Origin of the sequence: Streptomyces cavernae (assembly GCF_004023625.1) — a bacterium.
GTDB lineage: Bacteria > Actinomycetota > Actinomycetes > Streptomycetales > Streptomycetaceae > Streptomyces > Streptomyces cavernae.
In genome coordinates, this window is record NZ_RPDJ01000044.1 from 43,577 (window position 1) to 63,620 (window position 20,044).

A 20,044-nucleotide genomic window follows, 5' to 3' on the forward strand; every position below is an offset into this window, starting at 1 on the left:
CGGTGCGCGGGGCAGGCTGAAGCTGTCGAAACGATCAGAAGGAGTGGCCCCCATGACCACCAGGGACATCACCCCCCACGACGTCAGCGCCCACGACGTCAGCACCCATGACGTCAGCACCCATGACGTCGCCGCCCTCGCTGTACGGATTCGGGCGGAAGGCGATGTGGACCGGGAAGCGCTCGCATACGTCCGGGCCAAGGTCGAGGCGGCCCTCGGCCGGCCGGGACTGCCGGCCGTCGGCGGCGAGGTCCGCGTCGTCAAGGCCTCGGCGCACCACGCCGAGCAGCCGTGGTCCGCGGGAGCCGAGATCCGGGTCGGGAACACCCTCCTCGTCGTGCACGCCCGGGAGGCCACCGCGCACGAACTGGCGGACCGGCTGCAGGACCTGCTGCGCGGCCAGGCGGACCGGGCGGTCCACCGCCTCGACACGGCCCGCAGGGCGGCCACTCCACCCCCGTGGCGCCGGGGTGAGTCCGGCGGCGCCATGGCATAGGGCTCCTGTCGCTCCTAACCTGCCACCTGCCACCTGCCACCTGCCACGCGATGTTGGCGCTTCCCCGACCCCCGGCCGCTCACGGCCGGGGGTCGGCCGTTCGGCCTTCGCCGTGGCGGACTGGTGACCGACCAGGTCCAGGCGGCAGGAGGGCAGTTCGGCCCGGGAGCTCGGGACCGGTCGGCCCTGCCCCGTCACGCCGGTGCGCGGGAGGGTGAAGAGGTATCGAGGGGCCGGCCACCCGGGACCGTCCAACGGGACAGCAGCGGCCGGCCCGGGGACGCGAGCGCGGTCCCGAACGGAGGGCCCCGGTGGGCCGGGCGGCTGCTGCCGTACCGCGGGCCGGCCGGACCGGCCGCCCTCCCCCGAGAGCTCCGGCCCCCGATGCCACCGCGGGAGCACAGCGCCCGGCGGGGACAGGGGCGGCCCGCAGCGGCCGCACGCAGGCAAAACCGGTGGCCCTCCACAGGCACCAGCGGAGAAGGGAACTGCCGTGAAGACCTCCAAGGTCGGCGAAGTGATGACCCCCGACGTCATACAGGCGCACCGGGACACACCGTTCAAGGATGTGGCAAGGCTCCTGGCCCGGCACCGGATCAGCGGCCTGCCAGTGGTGGACGCCGACGACAAAGTCCTCGGCGTCATCTCCGAAACCGACCTGGTACGTCGGCAGGCGGCGAAGGCCGAACGGGACCGGGGAGACCGTTTCCGGCTGCCGGCCCTGCGCCGGAAGGCACGTATCGCGGCGGCCAAGGCCCGTGCCATGACCGCCGGGCAACTGATGTCGACACCGGCGATCACCGTGCATCCGGAGCAACGCGTCGCTGAAGCCGCGCGGGTGATGGAGCGTCACCACATCGAACGGCTGCCCGTGGTGGACGAGGAGGACCGCCTGATCGGCATCGCCACTCGCCGCGACCTCCTGCGGGTCTTCCTGCGCACCGACGAGGAGATCCGAGGGGAGATCATCGACGAGGTCCTGACCCGCGCCATGTGCCTGCCGCCCCACACCGTCATCGTCTCGGTCCACGACGGCACGGCCACGCTGGAGGGACGCCTGGAACGCCGTAGTGACATCCCGGTGGCCGTCCAGCTGACCTGGCGGGTGGACGGCGTGGTGGGCGTGATGAACAGCCTCACCTTCCGCCACGACGACACCCGCCGACCGGAGAAGCACCCCTCCCGCCGGATCGCCCACCACTGGCTCCCCGAGCGGTGACCCCCGGCGCCGGTTCGGAGCCGGGCATCGACCGCGCCCACAGACACAGCCGAATGCCAACCGGTACGCGATCCGGCACACCTCGTGGTCAGGGCCGACCGGCCCTGACCACGAGGACCGGTCGGGCCCCGGTAGGGACCTTTGATGCATGGGGCGGCGGCTCCCCCCTGCGAGACGGTCGCATTGGGAGCGGTACCGATCGCCCGTGGTGCCGCTCCCCCCGCACGGCACGCTGCCGGTTCTCCGGCCCACGACCTCGACGACGGAGGCGCAACCCCATGACCCGACAGGACGCCCGAACCCACCCCGCCACCCCGGGCGGCGAGCCGTCCGAGACCGCCATCACGGTGGACCGGCTGGTCACGAACGGGCTCAAGGCTCTCGCCGACTACGAGGAGCTGACGCAGGAACAGGTCGACCACATCGTCAAGAAGGCGTCGGTCGCCGCCCTGGACCGGCACACGGAACTCGCACGGCTCGCCGTGGAGGAGACCGGCCGCGGTGTCTTCGAGGACAAGGCGGCCAAGAACATGTTCGCGTGCGAGCACGTCACGCACAGCATGGGCCGTATGAAGACCGTCGGTGTCATCGCCCGTGACGACATCGAGGACATGGTCGAGATCGCGGAACCGGTGGGTGTGGTGTGCGCGATCACTCCGGTCACCAATCCGACCTCCACCACGATCTTCAAGGCGCTGATGGCGCTGAAGACCCGCAACCCGGTCGTGTTCGCCTTCCACCCGTCGGCTCAGCGCTGCAGCGCCGAGGCGGCCCGGATCGTGCGCGACGCGGCCGTCGCCGCGGGGGCGCCGGTGAACTGCGTCCAGTGGATCGAAACCCCGTCGGTCGAGGCGACCGGCACGCTCATGCGCCACCCGGGTGTCTCGCTCATCCTCGCCACCGGGGGCAACGCGATGGTCAAGGCCGCCTACTCGGCGGGCAAGCCCGCCCTGGGCGTCGGCGCGGGCAACGTCCCCGCCTACGTGCACAAGAGCGCCAAGCTGCGCCGGGCCGTCAACGACCTGGTGCTGTCGAAGTCGTTCGACAACGGCATGATCTGCGCCTCCGAGCAAGCCGTCATCCTGGACGACGAGATCTACGACGCCGCCTTGGCCGAGTTCCGCACGCTGCACGCCCACCTGGCGACCGCCGAGGAGAAGGCGAAGCTGGAAACGTTCCTGTTCCCGGCCGACCGGACGGGGAAGGGCTGCGAGCCCAAGGTCAACGCGGCCGCTGTAGGACAGAGCCCGGCATGGATCGCCGAACAGGCCGGCTTCACCGTTCCCGCCGGCACCTCCCTCATCCTGGTCGAGGCCGACCGGGTCGGCCCGGACGAGCCGCTCACCCGCGAGAAGCTCTGCCCGGTCCTCGCCGTCCTGCGGGCCGGCTCCGAGGAGCAGGGCTTCGCCCTGGCCGCCGACATGGTCGCCTTCCACGGCCAGGGCCACAGCGCCGTCATCCACACCGAGGACCGCGAGCTGGCCGAGGCGTACGGCAGGCGGATCAAGACGGTGCGGATCATCGTCAACGCCCCGTCGTCACAGGGCGCCATCGGCGGCATCTACAACAGCCTCCTGCCGTCGCTGACCCTCGGCTGCGGCTCCTGGGGCAGCACGTCGGTGTCGAACAACGTCTCCGCCGCCCAGCTCCTGAACGTCAAGCGGGTCGGCACGCGCCGCAACAACCTGCAGTGGTTCAAGGTGCCGCCGAAGATCTACTTCGAGCCGCAGGCCATCCGTTACCTCGCCGCCATGCCGGACGTCCACCGCGTCACAATCGTCACCGACGCGACCATGACCCGCCTGGGCTTCGTCGACCGCGTCGACCGCGTCCTCAAGCGCCGTCCCGAGCCCGTGACGCTGCAGATCATCGACAACGTCGAACCGGAACCCAGCATCGACTCCGTGCAGCGCGGTGCCCGCCTCATGCGGGACTTCCGCCCGGACACGATCATCGCGCTCGGCGGCGGTTCACCCATGGACGCGGCCAAGGTGATGTGGCTGCTCTACGAGCACCCGGACATCGACTTCGCCGACATGCGGCACAAGTTCTCCGACATCCGCAAGCGCGCCTTCCGCTTCCCGACCCTGGGCAGCCGGGCTCGCCTGGTGTGCGTGCCCACCACCTCCGGCACCGGCGCCGAGGTCACCCCGTTCGCGGTCATCTCCGACGCGGCCACCGGCAAGAAGTACCCGCTCGCCGACTACGCGCTCACCCCGAGCGTGGCCATCGTCGACCCCCTCCTGACCACCGCCCTGCCCCCGGCCCTGGCCGCCGACAGCGGCTTCGACGCCCTCACCCACGCCATCGAGGCGTACGTCTCCGTCTACGCCAACGACTTCACCGACGGCCTCGCCCTGCACGCGATCCGCCTGATCTTCGACCACCTCGAAGCCGCGGTGAACGACCGCGAGGGCTCGGCGGAGGCCCGGGAGAAGATGCACAACGCCGGCACCATCGCGGGCATGGCCTTCGGCAACGCCTTCCTCGGCATCGTCCACGCCATGTCCCACACCCTCGGCGCCACCTTCCACATCGCGCACGGCCGCACCAACGCCGTCCTGCTGCCGCATGTCATCCGCTACAACGGCACCGTCCCGACCAAGCTCACGGGCTGGCCCAAGTACGAGAGCTACCGCGCTCCCGAGCGCTTCCAGGACATCGCCCGCGCCCTCGGTCTGCCCGCCGCCACCCCACAGGCCGGTGTGGAGGCCCTCGCCCGGGCCGTCGAGCGCCTGCGCGACGCCGTGGGCATCGAGCCGTCGTTCCGGTCCCTCGGCGTCGACGAACGCGCTTTCCTCGACGCCCTGCCCCAACAGGCCCTCAACGCCTATGAGGACCAGTGCGCACCCGCCAACCCGCGGATGCCCATGCTGGACGACATGCGGGAGCTGATGCGAGCGTCCTACTACGGACCGGCCGACGCACCTGCCGAGTAGGCCCATGCAGCGGGCGGCGCGAGGCCGAGCAGACTTGGTATGTGATCGGCCTGGCTGCGACGCCCGGTCGGTGGCCACGCCGGTCCCGGGCCGGATCGTCGCGGCCGGCGTCCCCGGCCGGGACGATCCGGCCCCGTCGCGAGCGGGCAGGTCGGCCCCCCGGGCAGGGCACATCGGCCCGTGTGCGCGAGGCGGCCGGCCGTCAGGCTGGAAGGGGGCAGGCCGCACGCCGGAGAGCGAGCGGGGAGGAGCGTCGCCGCTCCCTCCCCGGCTCGCCGCGGCGAAGGAGGAGTACGCCATGAAGACCCAGACCGTCGGCGACGTCATGACCAGCGACGTCGTCCAGGCGCACCTGGAGACGCCGTTCAAGGATGTGGTCCGGCTGCTGGACCGGCACCGAATCGGCGGGCTGCCGGTCGTGGATCACGACGACAAGGTGCTCGGGGTGATCTCCGGTACTGATCTGGTGCGCGGGCAGGCAGCCCGAGCGGAGCCCGGCGTGCGGGACGACAAGGGCCACGGCCGTCGATCCCGGCTGCCCGGCCTACGACACCCATGGCGCGGCGCGGCTGCTGAGGCCCGCGCCACCACAGCCGCCGACCTCATGACGACGCCCGCGATCACGGTGCACCCCGAGCAGGCCGTCCCGGACGCCGCGCGTGTGATGGAGCGTCACCACATCGAGCGGCTGCCCGTGGTGGACGAGGAGGACCGTCTGATCGGCATCGCCACCCGGCGCGATCTGCTGCGGGTCTTCCTTTGCACGGACGAGGACATCCGCCACCAGGTGATCGACGAGGTGCTGGTGGGCGCTCTGGGCCTGCCGTCCGATGCCGTCGTCGTCTCCGTCCGGGACGGGATGGTCAGGCTGGAAGGGCGCCTGGAGCACCGCAGCGAGATCCCAGAGGTGATCCGTGCGGTGTGGCGGGTGGACGGGGTGGTCGGTGTGGTCAACAGCCTGACCTTCCGGATCGACGACATCCACCCGCCCCGGAAGCACCCGTCCCGCAGGATCGCCCACCACTGGCTGCCGGAGCGGTGACCCGGCGGCGCATCGCCCAGGCAGCGCCGCGCGCCAGGTTCGGGCCGGAGCCGGGCGCGCAGACCGACCGGCGGGAGCCGTTCACACGGCTCCCGCCCGTCGGCGTCGGTCGGAATGCGCGGGGGCTGTGGCGCGGCGGAGAAGGCTTCGCCCCCTCCGCCGAGCACAAGGCCTGCCCGCGCGTCCCCGGTGGCAAGGGGCGTCCGTCGGGCTCAGCCCGGGTAAAGGCGGGAGGACCCATCCGCTTCTCGCGGATCCTGATTGCGCGGTGCGCGAGCTCGGGCTCGCTTCTCCGCGTCTCTGTGCCGGGTCCTTCCGCCGATTCCATGGAAACACGCGGTCGTACGGCACGACCAGGGCCGGGTGGGCCGTCTGAACGGTCCACCCGGCCCTGTAGTGCCGCTGGGCGTGACGCGGATGCCGCGGACGCGGGCAGTCGGCTCACCGTTGCCGCACGGCCGGCACCATGACCACGGGGCAGTGGGAGCGATGCAGCAGGGTGTGCGCGACCGGCCGCAGGTGTGGGCCGAGCTTATGACCGTGAGGGTGGGCGCCGATGACGACGACGGCGGCCTCGCGGGTGGCCTCCAGCAGCGTATGTGCCGGGGCGGCGCGGACGACGCGGGTCGCCACTCCGACGTCGGGGTGCCGCTCCCGCAGCCGGGCCATCGTGAAGCGCGGCACCGCCTCCTCGGCCCTGCCGTGCCGGGCCTCCTCCTGCTGCCCGGGGCTGGTCGCGGGCAGGAGCGAGGGCAGTTCGGGTGTGCTGTGCCGGTGCGTCCAGGAATGCAGGACACTCAGCCCGGTACCGCGCCGCTCCGCCTCCTCGAAGGCATAGGCGGCGGCGTCCTCGTCGGCGTCGCCCTCCAGGCCGAGCAGCACATCACCGCCGTCACCGCACCGGTGATCGCCGCGTACGACGAGCAGTGGACTGTGCATATGGGCAGCCAGACGCAGGCTCACCGAGCCGAACACCAGGCCGGTGAGCCCACCGAACCCCCGGGTGCCGACGACGGTGAGGGCCGCACGCTCGCTCTCACGCGTCAGCGCCGCCACGGCTCCGCCCTCGGCGGCTTCGGCCACCACGGGCAGACCGGGGTGGCGCTCACGCACTCGTAAAACGGCCGACGCGAGGACCGGTCCGGCCGCGTCGACGTCGGGCACGGCGTACACGACACGCAGGGCCGCGCCCCGCCGCGCCGCTTCCCCCGCGGCCCAGTCCAGTGCCCGTACGGCGACGAGTGAGCCGTCCACTCCGACGACCACGTGCTGGAGAGTCATCTCGCAGCCCCCTTCCTGATCCGTGGTGCTCCTCAGGCCGATGTTCGTCGCCCGCCAGGGTTCGGGGCAGGGGCCGCCGCGTACCGTCACCGCGCCACACGGCCCTTGTCCGTGGGGCCGTTCGGCCCCTTCGACGGCGGTCAGGAAGACAGGTCCAGCCCGTACATGCTGTGTCCGCCCACGAGTTCGCGGCCGGTGACCAGTTCGGGCTCGATGCGCACGAACACGCCGTCGGGCGAGGGCGCCCAGGGACGCGGGCCGGTCCGGGACAGCCGTTCATGCGCGGCGGTGCCGGTGACCACGGTGGCCCGTCCGGTGACGACGACACTCCAGCCGGAGTGCGCGACCGGGTCGACCTCGTCGGTCTCGAAGGCGACCACCGTGCCATCGACAGCGCGCACCAGTTCCGAGCCGGCCGAGGTCCGCAAGACCACCGAACCGTCGTCGTCCAGGCGGAAATTGACGGGCAGCACCGCGGGCAGCGCGCGGCGTGTGAAGACGATGCGTCCGACGGGGACCTTCGCCATCAACCGCAGACACTCCCGCCGCCCCAGCTCGCGGAAACCGTCGTTCGCATCCATCAGCCCGTCCGTCTCTTGCCCGACACAACGCGTATGAGGTTCCATCCTCCGCCGCGCCGGTTCCGGGGGGAGGGGCCATGGGTCCCGGACCGGCCGGAGAGGGGCCCCGGCCGGAGGGACGATTGTCACCGACCGGAGGGCGCCGGCGGACGGCGGCATGGTCCGCCGCCCGGTGCGGGCGACGGGGCCGCCGCGTACCCACAGCTCGCGCTGCCCTTCCGAAAGGTCCGCCCGGCATGGCGGCCCGCCCCGTCGGGCCCATGGGCCCCACCCGACGTGCAGGGTGGGGACCGATCGGCCCTACCCTGCACCCGCATGTTCCGGCTTGTCTCGGAGCATGTCCGAAACCTGGCCCGATACCGGGCCCCGCCACATCGAACGGTGGATCTGCGGGACGACCGTGGTGGAGCTGAGCGGCGAGATCGACATCCTGACTGCGCCGTCCGTATCGGCACACCTCGACGCCCTGACCGCCTGCCCGCACCCCGACCTGGTCGTGGACCTGCGCACCGTGTCGTTCATCGACTGCTCCGGCCTGAGCACACTGTGCCGCGCTCGGAAGCGGGCCCTCGAGCAGCGGGGCCGACTGCGACTCGTCGCCGACAGTGCCCGCTTTCTGCGGATCCTTAGGTACGCCGGTCTGTCCGGGGTCTTCGAAGTGCACCGCCGACTCTCCGAGGCTCTCGCGGGTACTCCCCGGCAGAGCGTCGTCCCTGCGGCTGCCCGCTGACCAGTCCCTGGCGGCGGGCACCGCCTGTGCGGACGGGACGGTCGTCCGACGACGCACGTCATGAACACGGCGCCGCCGGTGCCCGGTGGTGCCGGGCCAGGGCCGAACGGCCCCCTTCCCAGGCCGAGTCGGTCCCGGTCGGCCTCAAGGTGACCCCTGGTCGGCCCACGCCACGGCGTCTGCCGGGCTGCCACCGTGCTGACTGGGACCACAACGCCGGCGGGGACCACGACGAGGAGGTGCGGACCGATGAGCAGCAGGCGGTCGAAGCGGAGCCGTATACGTACGACGCGACGGCTGTGGCGGTGGCGGAGCAACCCGCTGCGCCGACGCGACGATGTCATAGAGGCATGGGTCGTGCTGACCGTCTGGGCGGTCGTCGTAGTGGGTGGCGCGCTCGCCGGCCTGGTCACGGCCCTCGCGGCGCAGGAGACCTTCGCCCAGCAGCGTGCCGAGCGGCATTCGGTACGGGCCGAGCTCGTCGCGGATGTCCCGCGGAGCGCTTCGGCCGGCGCGCGGGACATGACCCAGGCCACGGTCCGCTGGACGGGCCCGGACGGTTCCGCCCGCACCGGCCGCGCGCTGGTGAAGACCGGGCAGCAGGCCGGAGCCGCGGTCGTGATCTGGACGGATGGAGAAGGACGGCTCAGCATCGAGCCGCCGAGCCCCGTGGAGGGTGCCGTCGAGGCGGGGTTCATGGGAACCACCGCGGCGCTCGCCGCCGCCGGCACGGCGTTCGGAGCGGGAGCCCTCGTCCGGTGGCGGCTCGAGAAGCGGCGCGTCGACCGATGGGGGACGGAGTGGGCGCTGGTCGGCCCGCAGTGGGGCCACAAGACCGGGTGAGGTGAACGGTCTCGCCGACCCGTCCTGGTTGGCCGGGTACTGTCGCGGCCGTCGTGCCCGCGGTCGCTCGCGACGCAATCGCCGAGGCCATCGGCGCCGAACTGTCCGGCACCGGCAAGGCCGGGCCGGCGCGACAATGGAGCCTGGCACCTGTGTTCCTGGTCCTCGTCCCGAAGGGAGGTGGGATCATGGACAAGTCGAGCGGAGCGTCCAGGTCCGCCCGGCCCGGTTCCCGGACGGCGATCATGGAGCGGTTGAGCCCGCAGGACCTCATGATGCTGTGGCCTGATGATCTCGGCTGGCCCGAGACCATAGGCGCCCTCGCCATCCTCGACGGAACCGGACTGCTCGACCCGGACGGCCGCTTCCGTGTCGAGGCGGTACGTGAGGTGATCGAAAGCCGCCTGCCGCTGGCTCACCGGTTCCGCCAGCTGCTCCACACGCCCCGGCCTGGACTGGGCCCGCCACTGTGGGTCGATGCGCGGTCGTTCGATCTCACCGAGCACGTACGGGTCCGCCCGTTCGCCGCTCCCCCCGATGAGGCGCAGCTTCTCCGCACCGTCGAGCGACTGCGTGCCGTCCCGTTCGAGCGTTCCCGGCCGCTGTGGCTGATGTGGTTCCTGCCCGGGCTGGCGGACGACCGGGTGGCCATGTTCGTCAAGTTGCACCACACCATCGCCGACGGTGCGGCGGGGGTGGCGCTGGTGGGCACGTTCCTCGACCTCAGCGCCGATGCGCCCGCGACGCCCACCCGCCCGTGGACCCCGGCTCCGAAGCCGTCGAGCCGGGACCTGTTCGAGGACAACCTTCGTCGGCGCGTCCAGGCGGCCCGAGACTCTGTGTCGAAGCTGGCTCGGCCCACCGCCACGCTGCGGCGGGCCCGGGAGGGGTGGCCCGCAGTACGCGAGGGCTTCATCAGGGGGCGAGCGCCGCGGACCAGCTTCAATGTCCCGATCGGCCGAGACCGCAGGATGGCGGTCGTCCGCAGCAGTCTCGACGTCCCGAAGCAGATCGCTCACGACCACGATGCCAAACTGAACGACGTTCTGATGACGGCCGTCGCCGGCGGCCTGCGAGAGCTGTTGTGCGGCCGGGAGGAGAGCGTCGAGGACCTGGTCCTGCGGGCTTTCGTTCCCGTCTCGCTGCACCGGGAGCAGCCCGGTCGGGCACGTGGCAATCAGAACGGAATGATGTTCGTGCCGCTGCCGGTCGGTGAGGCCGATCCCGTTCGGCGGCTGCGGGCGATCGCCACGGCGAGCGCCGAACGCAAGAAGTACGTCGTTCGTCCTCCCGAAGGCGTGATCGCCCGTAACGGCGTCCTCCAACGGGCCATGCTGCGCCGCCTCGCCCGTCAACGGTGGGCGAACGTGTACGTCACCAACATCCCGGGGCCTCCCGCTCCGCTCTACCTCGGTGGGGCGAGACTGCTCGAGGTGTTCCCCGTGGTGCCGCTCAGTGCGAACGTCACACTGGGCGTCGGCGCACTCACCTATGCCGGGCAGCTCAGCGTCTCCGTCATAGCCGACGCGAGTGCCCTCCCCGATGTCGAGGTCTTCGCCGCGGGCATGGAGAACGCACTGCAGGCACTGGGGGCGCTGCGAACCCGGGCTGACGCGCGGTGAAGCCGACACAGACGGAGACGCCCGATAGCCCTCACCGTCCCGCGCGGCTCGCGCCGGCGCTCACCGTCCCGCCGGGCTCGCGGCGACCGTCCCGCCGCGCTCACGGCGGTCCTTCGGCCGTGTCGTCGTCAGTCGTGCGGGACCACCGCGACCGGGCAGGCCACCTCGCGGATCAGCGTGTGGGCGACCGGACCGAGGTGGGAACCGACCGCGCCGCGCCGACGCCTGCGCCGGCCCACCACCAGCAGCCCGGCACCGCCCGCGGCCTTCACGACCAGACGGGCCGGGCGCCCCTCCGACAGCGTTTCCCGCACGAAGACACCGGCGTACTTCTCGCGCCATGGCTCCAGCAGCGCCCTCAGCTCCCGCTCCGCCCGCGCCCGGTCCTGGGCACGCTCCTCGGCGTCCACGAGGCCGTGCCGGTAGGGGACGTGCCAGGCGTGCACCACGCGCAGCGGCGCTCCGCGGGCCTGCGCGGCCCTCAGCGCGAACTCGAGCACTTCGTCGCACGGCCCGCCGACGTCGAGGGCGACCGCCACGTCACGACAGGGCGTATGAACCGATGGCTCGCCCGACCGGTCCGGAAGGTGGTCGTCCTGCCTGGTGTGACCGGACCGTACAAGGACGACCGGCCGCCCGGCGTGTGCGACGGTCGCCATGGCCACGGAGCCCGCGAAGAAGCCGCCGACACCGCCGAAGCCCCGGCTGCCGAGCACCAGCAGTTCGGCGTCCTCCGCCTCGGCGAGTAGTGCGGGTCCGGGTGGTCTGCGCAACTGCTCGGTGACGATGCACAGTTGCGGGTAGCGCTCGTTCAGGCGGTCGCCCGCGCTCCGCAGCACCTTGAGCGCCCGGTCCTGCGGAGCCTGAAGTTCGGGCAGGGTCGGGGGCCTTCCCTCGTCGGGCATCCCCTCCCATGCGTGCACCAGACGGAGCGGCAGGCCGCGCCGCAACGCCTCCCGTGCTGCCCAGTGGGCCGCGGCGTCGCTCTCCCGCGAGCCGTCCAGGCCCGCCACCACTACCGGCCTGAGCATGACCATCACTCCTCTCGGCCCGTACTGTCGCCCTGCCTGCAACGGGCTTCCTCGTCGCTTCCTCGTCACCTGCTGTCGCTGGTCCCAGTGGTGTCCGCGAGCGCCGCTCGTCCCGCCTCCAGCCGGGCGGCCGGGATCCGGAACGGTGAGCACGAGACGTAGTCCAGCCCGGCGTGGTGGAAGAAGTGGATGGACTGCGGGTCGCCGCCGTGCTCGCCGCAGACCCCGGTCTGCAGGCGCGAGTTCACGGCACGGCCCGCTTCAACGCCCATCTCCACCAGCCGGCCGACGCCTTCCCGGTCGATCGTCTCGAAGGGCGACACGTCGAAGATCCCCTTCTCCAGGTACAGCGGGAAGAAGGATGCCTCGGCGTCGTCCCGGGACAGGCCCCAGGTGGTCTGTGTGAGGTCGTTGGTGCCGAAGGAGAAGAAGTCGGCGACCTCGGCGATGCGTCCCGCGGTGAGCGCGGCGCGCGGCAGTTCGATCATCGTGCCGATCGGGAGGCCGAGTTCCCGGCCGGTCTCGTCCGCGACCGCGGCGAGCACGCGTTCGGCCTCGGCGCGGGCCTGCCGCAGCTCCTCGACCGTGCCCACCAGCGGGATCATGATCTCGGCACACGGCTCGCCGCCGGCGCCCAGCCGTTCGGCGACGGCCTCGGCGATCGCCCGTACCTGCATGGCCACCAGACCGGGCACGGCCAGTCCCAGACGTACGCCGCGCAGGCCGAGCATGGGGTTCTGCTCGTGCATGCGCTCGACGGCGTCCAGCAGTTCGCGGTCGTGGAGGTCGGGGTGGACGGCGCTCGCGAGGCGGACGGCCAACTCCGTGCGGTCCGGCAGGAATTCGTGCAGCGGCGGGTCGAGGAGGCGGATCGTCACCGGGAGGCCGTCCATGGCCTTCAGGATCCCGGCGAAGTCCGCGCGCTGCAGCGGCAGCAGGGCCGCCAGCGCCGCTTCGCGGGCGGTGTCGTCGCGGGCGAGGATCATCGCCTCGACGAGCGCGCGGCGTTCGCCGAGGAACATGTGCTCGGTGCGGCACAGTCCGATGCCCTGGGCGCCGAGGGCGCGAGCGCGTTCGGCGTCCTCCGGGGTGTCGGCGTTGGCCCGTACCCCGAGGCGGCGCACGGAGTCGGCGTGGCTGAGGGCTTGAAGGACGGCCTCGGTCAGCGGTCCGGTACCCCTCGCGGTCTCCAGCGAGCGTCCCACGTCGGAGGCGGTCAGCGGCAGCGCGCCGAGGTGGACGGTGCCGGCCGTGCCGTCGACGGAGACGACGTCGCCCTCATGGACCACCACGCCCGAGGATGTGGTGAACTGCCGGGCCACGGGGTCGATGGCCAGCGATTCCGCGCCGCACACGCACACCTTGCCCATGCCGCGCGCCACGACGGCGGCGTGGCTGGTCTTGCCGCCGCGGCTGGTCAGGATGGCCTCCGCGGCGATCATTCCGGGCAGGTCGTCGGGAGTGGTCTCACGCCGTACGAGAACGGTGTGCTCTCCGGCGGCGGCACGGCGCCTCGCCTCGGCAGAGTCGAAGACGACGGCGCCGACGGCGGCGCCCGGCGATGCGGCCACGCCGTGGGCGATGGGCACGTCCGTGGGGCGGATGTCGAAGCGGGGGAACATGAGCCGGGTCAGTTCGGCGCCGTCGACGCGGTTCAGCGCCTCGTCCGCCGTGATCACGCTCTCCTCGCGCAGATCGTGGGCGATCCGGAAGGCGGCCTCGGCGGTGCGCTTGCCGACGCGTGTCTGCAGGATCCACAGCGTGCCGCGCTCGACGGTGAACTCCACGTCGCACAGGTCGCGGTAGTGCGCCTCCAGCGTGTGCAGGTGCTCGCCGAGTTCGTCGTAGGAGCGGGGGTCCAGGCGCCCAAGCTCGGCCAGCGGTACGGCGTCGCGGACGCCGGAGACGACGTCCTCGCCCTGGGCGTCGGGCAGGTAGTCGCCGTACCGGCCGCGGGCGCCGGTGGCGGGGTCGCGGGTGAAGGCGACGCCGGTGCCGGAGTCGGCGCCGAGGTTGCCGAAGACCATGGCCTGGACGTTGACGGCGGTGCCGAGGTCGTCGGGGATGTGTTCGCGGTGGCGGTAGACGCGGGCGCGTTCGCCGTTCCAGGACTCGAAGACGGCACGGATGGCCCGGGTCAGCTGCTCGACGGGGTCCTGCGGGAAGTCCCCCCCGGTTTCCCGGCGGATGATCTCCTTGAACTCATCGGTGATGGCCGCGAGTTCCGCGGCGTCGAGGTCGTGGTCGTCAGTCGTCGAGCGGCCGGCCTTGTGCTCCGCGATGGCCGCCTCGAAGAGGTCGCCGTCCACCCCCATCACCGTGCGCCCGAACATCTGCACGAGCCGTCGGTAGGAGTCCCAGGCGAACCGCTGCTGTCCGGAGGCCTTGGCCAGCCCCGTGACGGAGTCGTCGTTGAGTCCGATGTCGAGGATCGTCTCCATCATGCCGGGCATCGAGAACCGGGCGCCTGAGCGCACGGACAGCAGCAGCGGGTCGTCCGGGGCGCCCAGTTTGCGGCCCATCGCCCGCTCCAGGTCGGCGAGAGCGCGGGCGGCCTCCACACCGAGCTCGGGCGGTTCCTGCCCGGTCCTGAGATAGACCCGGCAGGCTTCGGTGGTGACCGTGAAGCCCGGGGGGACGGGAAGTCCGAGCCGGGTCATCTCGGCCAGGCCGGCTCCCTTTCCACCGAGCAGCGCGGCCATGTCACGGCTGCCCTCGGCGAAGGAGTACACGTACTTCGTCGGTGCGCTCATCAGGCTTCGGCCTCTCAAACGTGGGGAACGACGGCGACGGGGCAGCCGACGTGATGGATCACGGCATGGGTGACGGGGCCGGTGCGCGGGCCCATCGGGGCCTCGGTCAGCCGGTGGCCGACGACGCACAGGCTCGCCTCGGAGGTGGCGCGCAGCAGCGCGGACCGGGGCTTGTCCTCCGGCACCGTCTCGACGACCCGGACGTCCGGGAACTTCTCTCGCCACGGTTCGAGCACGGCGGACAGGAAGCCCTGCCACTCCTGCGCCCGCTGCGGTTCGCCGAGCAGGGCGAGCTCGCCCGGGCCGAGACCGAGGGCGAAGGGCGCCTGCCAGGCGTGGACGACCCGCAGCCCGGCCCGGCGCAGCCGGGCGGCCTCGAAGGCGAACTCGATCACCTCGTCGCACGGCTCGCTCAGGTCGACGCCCATTACCACGTCCCTGTACCGGGGCCTGGTGGCGGTGCTGCCGTCGCCGGCCGGCAGGTGTTCGTCGCCCGGCTCCTCGTCGGCGCGTACGAGGACGACGGGCCGGGTGGCCTTCGCCACCACACCCAGGGCGACCGAGCCCACCAGGAACCCGGTGAGGCCGCTCAGCCCCCGGGAGCCCAGCACCAGCACCTCGGCCTGCTCGGCCACGCGCAGCAGCGCGGCGGTCGCCGGCCCGTCGACCTGCTCGTCGGACACGAACACGTCGGGGCAGGCGGCGCGGACGCGGTCCTCCGCCTCACGCAGCACGCGTCGCGCCATGTGCCGCTGGACGGCACTCGCCCGCTCGCCGTCCACCCGGTGGGGATGCCAGTTCCGCACGTGCACCAGCCGCAGCGGCCGCGCTCGGCGCCCGGCTTCGCGGGCCGCCCACTCGGCGGCGGCGAGACTCTCGGACGATCCATCGACTCCGGCAACGACGAACGGAACCATGACGGGCACCTCCAGGGTCGATCGCTACTGTTACCAGGGTCACGCCAGGTCGGGCCGTCGGCCATGGGCCGCAGGGGCTCGGCGAGGGGACCATTCGGCCCTGGGGCCGTGTCCCGCGGGGTGTGGCGCGGTGCGCACAACAGCGCCCACGGCCGAGGGCCGAGGAGGTTCGGCACCCGCGGACGGGGAACTTCGGCCCCCGTGGGGCCGCCCCTGGGCAGCTCACCTCTCCGGCTCGCCTCCCGGCTCGCCCGTCGGACACGCCGGGTGGGCCGGGTGCCGGTGCACCGGCTCAACGCCTCCCGGACCCGCCTGGTCAATCTGTACGGAACGTACGACCGGAACGACAGGCCCACTCATTGGCAGGCACTCATTCCCTCGGCCGGCGGTCGTGCCGGGGCTGATCACCGAGGCTGATCACGCAGACCAGGCCGGGCCGGGGCGCTGACCCCGGCCCGGCCGGCCCGTGCCGCCGAGAACCCGCGGTTCCCGTACGGAACCCGCGGGACCTCAGCTGTCTCAACCTCTCGGTGTCTCAGCTCCTCTCCGGCTCGCCTCCCGGCTCGGTGCTCCTCTGCGGCTTGCCGCCCAGCTCGGTGGCGATGTGGTCCGCCCATGCCTCGATCGCGGTGAAGTCCCGGTAGTCACCGCCCTTGCCCGATGCGACGATCTTGCGAGCGACGAACCCCTTGGCGCCCTCCTGGAGGCAGCCGCCGAAGGTGACGTGCTCCCGGGCGTCGAGCCGGTCCATCGCCTTCTTCACACCGTGCACCGGTGGGATCTCCTTCTCGGAGGCCGAGGCGTCGAGCGGTCCGCTGCTGAAGAACCACACGGGGCGCTCCGCCAGGACGTCGCGGTGGCGGCGGACGAAGTGGCGGGCGTCCTTCTGCCAGCGCCCGGCATACAGTCCGCCTCCGACCACCACGGCGTCGTAGGACTCCGGGTGCATCACGGTCGCGGCGTCCCGGGCGTCCGCCTCGAGTCCGTCCTTGCGCAGGACGTCGGCGATGTCCTCGGCGATCTGCGCGGTCGATCCGTTCGTCGTTCCGTAAGCGACCAGCACACTCGTGGTCATGATGGTCCGCCTCCTCTCACAGCCTGCGCAGCCAGTCTTCGGTGACGCCGTGCAGCGCCGGCCCCTCCGGCTGGAGGCGCGCGTCGTCCAGCCGGTAGGAGAGCTCGTCGACCACCGCGACCACGCCGTCGATCCGGCGGGTCATGGCGACGGCGATCTCGGTCTCGGTCTTGCGTTCCATGTGCCCGGCCAGCGTGACCACGCCCTCCACCACGGAGACCTCGATGGTCCGGGGCGCCAGCCAGAGCGCGCGTTCCAGCACCTCCTTGATCACCTCGTCACGGATCTCGCCGTCGGGCCGCAGGAAGACCTGGAGCAGGTCCCGGCGAGTGACGATGCCGACGAGCCGTTCCTCCTCGTCGAGGACGGGCAGCCGCTCCACGCGGTGCTGCGTCATGGTCCGGGCGGCCTCGGCGATGGTGTCGTCGGCATGCACGGTGACGGGCGGGGCGGTCATCAGCTGTCCGGCGGTGCGTGCACCCGCCTTCGCCGCCTCCTTCCTGGCACCGCGCGTCAACCGGGCGAACGGGAAGCGCCGGTGCGGGGCGTACGGGTCGCGCGTCCGCGCCTGCCGGATCATCAGGTCGGTCTCGGACAGCACCCCGATGACCTTGTCGTCTTCATCGACCACCGGGAGCCCGCTGATCCGGTGGTCGGCGAGCAGGTGGGCCACCTCCTTGAACGGAGTGTCGTACGTGGCGCGAACGACCTCGGTCGCCATGACGGAGCCGACCTTGTTGTGCTTCATGGCTGATGCCTCCTGTTTCCGACTCGGTGAGAAGTCGGCTCCTCAGCGGAGTCGGCGCAGATAGGGATCGTGGGACGGGCGCGGCAGCAGGCGTACGCGGGCGTCGAGGACGGTGATGCCGCCGGGCGCCGCGAGGACGGGGTTGAAGTCGGCCTCGGCGAGCTGCGGCAGGTCGGCCGCGAGGCGGGACAGCCGCAGCAGCACCTGTTCCAGCTTCTCCAGATCGACGGGACGGCCGCCGTGCGCGCCGAACAGCAGCGGCGCGCAGCGCGGGGCGGTGATCAGGTCGTGCACGTCGTGGTCGGTGAGCGGGGCGAGCCGGGCCGCGTGGTCGGCGAGCACCTCGGTGGCCGTGCCGCCGAGTCCGAAGAGCACGAGCGGGCCGAAGACGTCGTCCTGGACGACACCTGCGAACAGTTCGGTGCCGCGTTCGGCGAGCGGCTGCACGACCACACCCGTCATCAGCCCGGCGAACCGGGACCGCAAGTCCTGGAAGGCCGCGCGGACCTGGGCGTCGCCTTGCAGGTCGAGGTGGACGGCGCGCTGTCGGCTCTTGTGGACCAGTCCGGGCCAGTGGGCCTTCATCACCACCCTGCCGTCGGGGCCGCGCAGCCGCTCGGCGGCGAGGACTGCGGCGTCCTCGGTCTCGGCCCAGGCCCAGTCCGACTGCGGAATTCCGTAGCAGGACAGGAGTTCGGCGCAGGTGCGCGGATCGAGCCAGCCGCCGTCCGGGTGGGCGGCGAGGTGGTTGTCGACGACCTGGTGGGCGCGGGCCGTGTCGACGTCCGCGAGATCGGGGATGGTCCCCGCGGGCCGGCTCAGCCAGGCCGCGCGTCGGGCCGCGTGGCCCAACGCCCGTGCCGCCGCCTGGGGTTCGGCGTAGGAGGGGATCGCGCCGCCGTCGGCGGCCGGCAACAGCCTGACGGGCAGGTCCTGTTCGAGCCGGACCACGGCGACGGGCTTCGTGCGCAGTGCCGGGCCCCCGGTGACGGCACGGACCAGGTCGTCGCCGGTCGCGGCCGCCACTGCCGTGGGGACGAGGGCCAGCAGTACCGCGTCGACTCCGGCGTGCGGCAGGACCCGCTCGACGCACTCCCTCAGCTGTTCCTCGGTCACCGCGGCCGTGGCGTCGACGGGGTTGCCGACGGCGGCGCCCTCCGGCAGGGCGGCGAGCAGGTCGTCGGTGAGTTCGGGGGTGAACGGAGGCAGGGCGAGCCCGGCCTCGGCGCAGGCGTCGGCGGCCAGGACCCCGGCGCCGCCCGCGTTGGTGACGATCGCGACGCGGGTGCCGGCGGGGAGCGGCTGGGAGTGCAACAGGGCGGCGGTTTCGAGGAGTTCGCCGACCGACCGGGTGGCGGTGATGCCGGCCTGGGTGAACAGGGCCTGCCGGGTCATGGTGCGGGTGGCGGCGGCCGCGGTGTGCGAGGCCGCGGCTCGGCGACCGGCGTCGGTGCGGCCCGCGTCGACGGTGAGCACCGGCATGCGGCGGGTCACCCGCCGGGCGGTGCGGGAGAACGCCCGCGGGTTGCCGAAGGACTCCAGGTGCAGCAGGGCGAGATCGGTACGGCCGTCGCTCTCCCACCACTGGAGCATGTCGTTGCCGCTGACGTCGTACTTGTCGCCCAGGGACACGAAGGACGACACACCGATGCCGAGCCGGGACAGCCCGTCGAGGAGGGCGATGCCCACCCCGCCGGACTGCACCGCGACGCCCGCGGTACCGGGGCGCGGGTGCTCGGCGGCGAAGGTCGCGTCCAGGCACAGTTCCGGGTCGGTGTTGGAGATGCCGAGGCAGTTGGGTCCGACGAGCCGCATGCCGTATGAACGGCAGGCCGCGAGCAGCGCGCGCGCCTGGTCGGCGTCGAGTCCCGCCGAGACGACGAGCAGGGCCCGTACCCCGGACTTTCCGCACTCCTCGGCGATGGCGGGCAGCGCGCCGGCCGGCACCGCGAGGACCGCGAGGTCGGGTGTTCTCGGCAACGCGCCGACGGACGGGAAGCAGGGCACACCGAACATCGCGGTGGCGCCCGGGTTCACGGCGTACAGCCGCCCGGCGAAACCGCCCGTGTGCAGGTGCCGGAGAACGGCCCGGCCCACCGATCCGGGTTTGCGGCCCGCGCCGACGACCACGACCGTGTCCGGCCGCAGCAGCGGCACCAGACTGGCCACGTCGGCGCTCCTGCCGCGTTCCTCCACCGCTGTCAGATAGGTGTCGTCCTCGGCCAGCTCGATGGTGCAGCGCACTTCGGAGCCGTCGAAGCGGCGGGCGGTGCGCAGCCCGAGGTCGGCGAAGAGCTGGAGCACCGCGCGGTTCTCGGCGAGTGCGTCGGCGGTGAAGGTGGTGATGCCTTCCGCCCGGGCCACAGAGACCAGGTGCTCGACGAGGAGGGTGCCGACGCCGCGGTGGTGCAGTCCGTCGGCCACGGCGATGGCGATCTCGGCGGAAGCCTCGGCACCGGCGGGGTCACCGGTGTCGTACTCGGCCAGACCGATCACCCGGCCGCCGGTCTCGGCCAGCAGGGCCCGGTAACCGGTGCGTGGCGGTGCACACGTGCGGTCGGCCGCCAGCTCGGCGGAGCGCCGGCTCGCGCCGAAGAACCGCAGCCGGAGGTTTTCCGGGGACATCTCCTCGTACAGGTTCCGCACCTGGTCGTGGTCGCTCGGCTCTGCCGGGCGGATGCACACCGTGGTGCCGTCCGCGAGCAGTGCGTGGACCGTGGGCCTCGGCCTGCTGAGCACGTCGTCCGTCATGTCGGATCCCTCCGGG

The 20,044-nt window shown here is 72.4% G+C and carries 15 protein-coding genes; 7 read left to right on the top strand and 8 right to left on the bottom strand.

From position 1 onward, the window contains the following. Window positions 1-52: 52 nt before the first annotated feature. From EF387_RS38960 to EF387_RS38975, 4 genes are all read left to right on the top strand, one after another. Complete coding sequence (locus tag EF387_RS38960) at window positions 53-496, top strand: hypothetical protein (RefSeq protein ID WP_238431942.1); 444 nt, start codon at window positions 53-55, stop codon at window positions 494-496. 493 nt (window positions 497-989) lie between these two features. Next, a complete protein-coding gene (locus EF387_RS38965; RefSeq protein ID WP_128381341.1) occupies window positions 990-1,715 on the top strand; it encodes a CBS domain-containing protein in 726 nt (241 codons plus the stop codon). 278 nt (window positions 1,716-1,993) lie between these two features. Further along, the gene (adhE, locus tag EF387_RS38970) at window positions 1,994-4,654 is read left to right on the top strand and encodes a bifunctional acetaldehyde-CoA/alcohol dehydrogenase (RefSeq protein WP_128381342.1); all 2,661 of its coding nucleotides are present in this window, start codon (window positions 1,994-1,996) and stop codon (window positions 4,652-4,654) included. 298 nt (window positions 4,655-4,952) lie between these two features. After that, window positions 4,953-5,696: a CBS domain-containing protein gene (locus EF387_RS38975; RefSeq protein ID WP_128381343.1), complete on the top strand. Its 744-nt coding sequence runs from the start codon at window positions 4,953-4,955 to the stop codon at window positions 5,694-5,696. Window positions 5,697-6,137: 441 nt separating this feature from the next. On the opposite strand, the gene EF387_RS38980 is transcribed toward EF387_RS38975, so the two are convergent. Next, window positions 6,138-6,977: a universal stress protein gene (locus tag EF387_RS38980; protein WP_202918505.1), complete on the bottom strand. Its 840-nt coding sequence runs from the start codon at window positions 6,975-6,977 to the stop codon at window positions 6,138-6,140. Between the two features lie 140 nt (window positions 6,978-7,117). Further along, entirely contained in the window at window positions 7,118-7,558 is a 441-nt protein-coding gene (locus tag EF387_RS38985; RefSeq protein ID WP_128381344.1) for a pyridoxamine 5'-phosphate oxidase family protein, read from the bottom strand. Between the two features lie 337 nt (window positions 7,559-7,895). Here EF387_RS38985 and EF387_RS38990 point away from each other — a divergent pair, with 337 nt between their 5' ends. The 3 genes from EF387_RS38990 (at window position 7,896) to EF387_RS39000 (ending at window position 10,753) form a co-directional block, all read left to right on the top strand. After that, window positions 7,896-8,288, top strand: a complete 393-nt coding sequence (locus EF387_RS38990) for an STAS domain-containing protein (RefSeq protein WP_128381345.1) — start codon at window positions 7,896-7,898, stop codon at window positions 8,286-8,288. 249 nt (window positions 8,289-8,537) lie between these two features. Next, window positions 8,538-9,131 (top strand): Rv1733c family protein, encoded by a 594-nt coding sequence (locus EF387_RS38995; RefSeq protein WP_128381346.1) that lies wholly within the window; start codon window positions 8,538-8,540, stop codon window positions 9,129-9,131. A gap of 53 nt (window positions 9,132-9,184) precedes the next feature. After that, on the top strand, window positions 9,185-10,753 hold the full coding sequence (locus tag EF387_RS39000) for a wax ester/triacylglycerol synthase family O-acyltransferase (RefSeq protein ID WP_202918506.1): 1,569 nt from the start codon (window positions 9,185-9,187) through the stop codon (window positions 10,751-10,753). Window positions 10,754-10,881: 128 nt separating this feature from the next. Here EF387_RS39000 and EF387_RS39005 read toward each other — a convergent pair whose 3' ends face one another. The 6 genes from EF387_RS39005 to EF387_RS39030 form a co-directional block, all read right to left on the bottom strand. Then, window positions 10,882-11,784: a universal stress protein gene (locus tag EF387_RS39005; RefSeq protein ID WP_128381347.1), complete on the bottom strand. Its 903-nt coding sequence runs from the start codon at window positions 11,782-11,784 to the stop codon at window positions 10,882-10,884. Window positions 11,785-11,849: 65 nt separating this feature from the next. Further along, the gene (gene ppdK / locus EF387_RS39010; RefSeq protein WP_128381348.1) at window positions 11,850-14,537 is read right to left on the bottom strand and encodes a pyruvate, phosphate dikinase; all 2,688 of its coding nucleotides are present in this window, start codon (window positions 14,535-14,537) and stop codon (window positions 11,850-11,852) included. A gap of 14 nt (window positions 14,538-14,551) precedes the next feature. Next, complete coding sequence (locus EF387_RS39015) at window positions 14,552-15,454, bottom strand: universal stress protein (RefSeq protein WP_128381349.1); 903 nt, start codon at window positions 15,452-15,454, stop codon at window positions 14,552-14,554. Window positions 15,455-15,989: 535 nt separating this feature from the next. After that, window positions 15,990-16,529, bottom strand: a complete 540-nt coding sequence (locus EF387_RS39020; RefSeq protein WP_128381350.1) for a flavodoxin domain-containing protein — start codon at window positions 16,527-16,529, stop codon at window positions 15,990-15,992. 16 nt (window positions 16,530-16,545) lie between these two features. Beyond that, window positions 16,546-17,277: a CBS domain-containing protein gene (locus EF387_RS39025; protein WP_128381351.1), complete on the bottom strand. Its 732-nt coding sequence runs from the start codon at window positions 17,275-17,277 to the stop codon at window positions 16,546-16,548. Between the two features lie 42 nt (window positions 17,278-17,319). Beyond that, on the bottom strand, window positions 17,320-20,028 hold the full coding sequence (locus tag EF387_RS39030) for a bifunctional acetate--CoA ligase family protein/GNAT family N-acetyltransferase (protein WP_128381352.1): 2,709 nt from the start codon (window positions 20,026-20,028) through the stop codon (window positions 17,320-17,322). Window positions 20,029-20,044 lie beyond the last annotated feature (16 nt).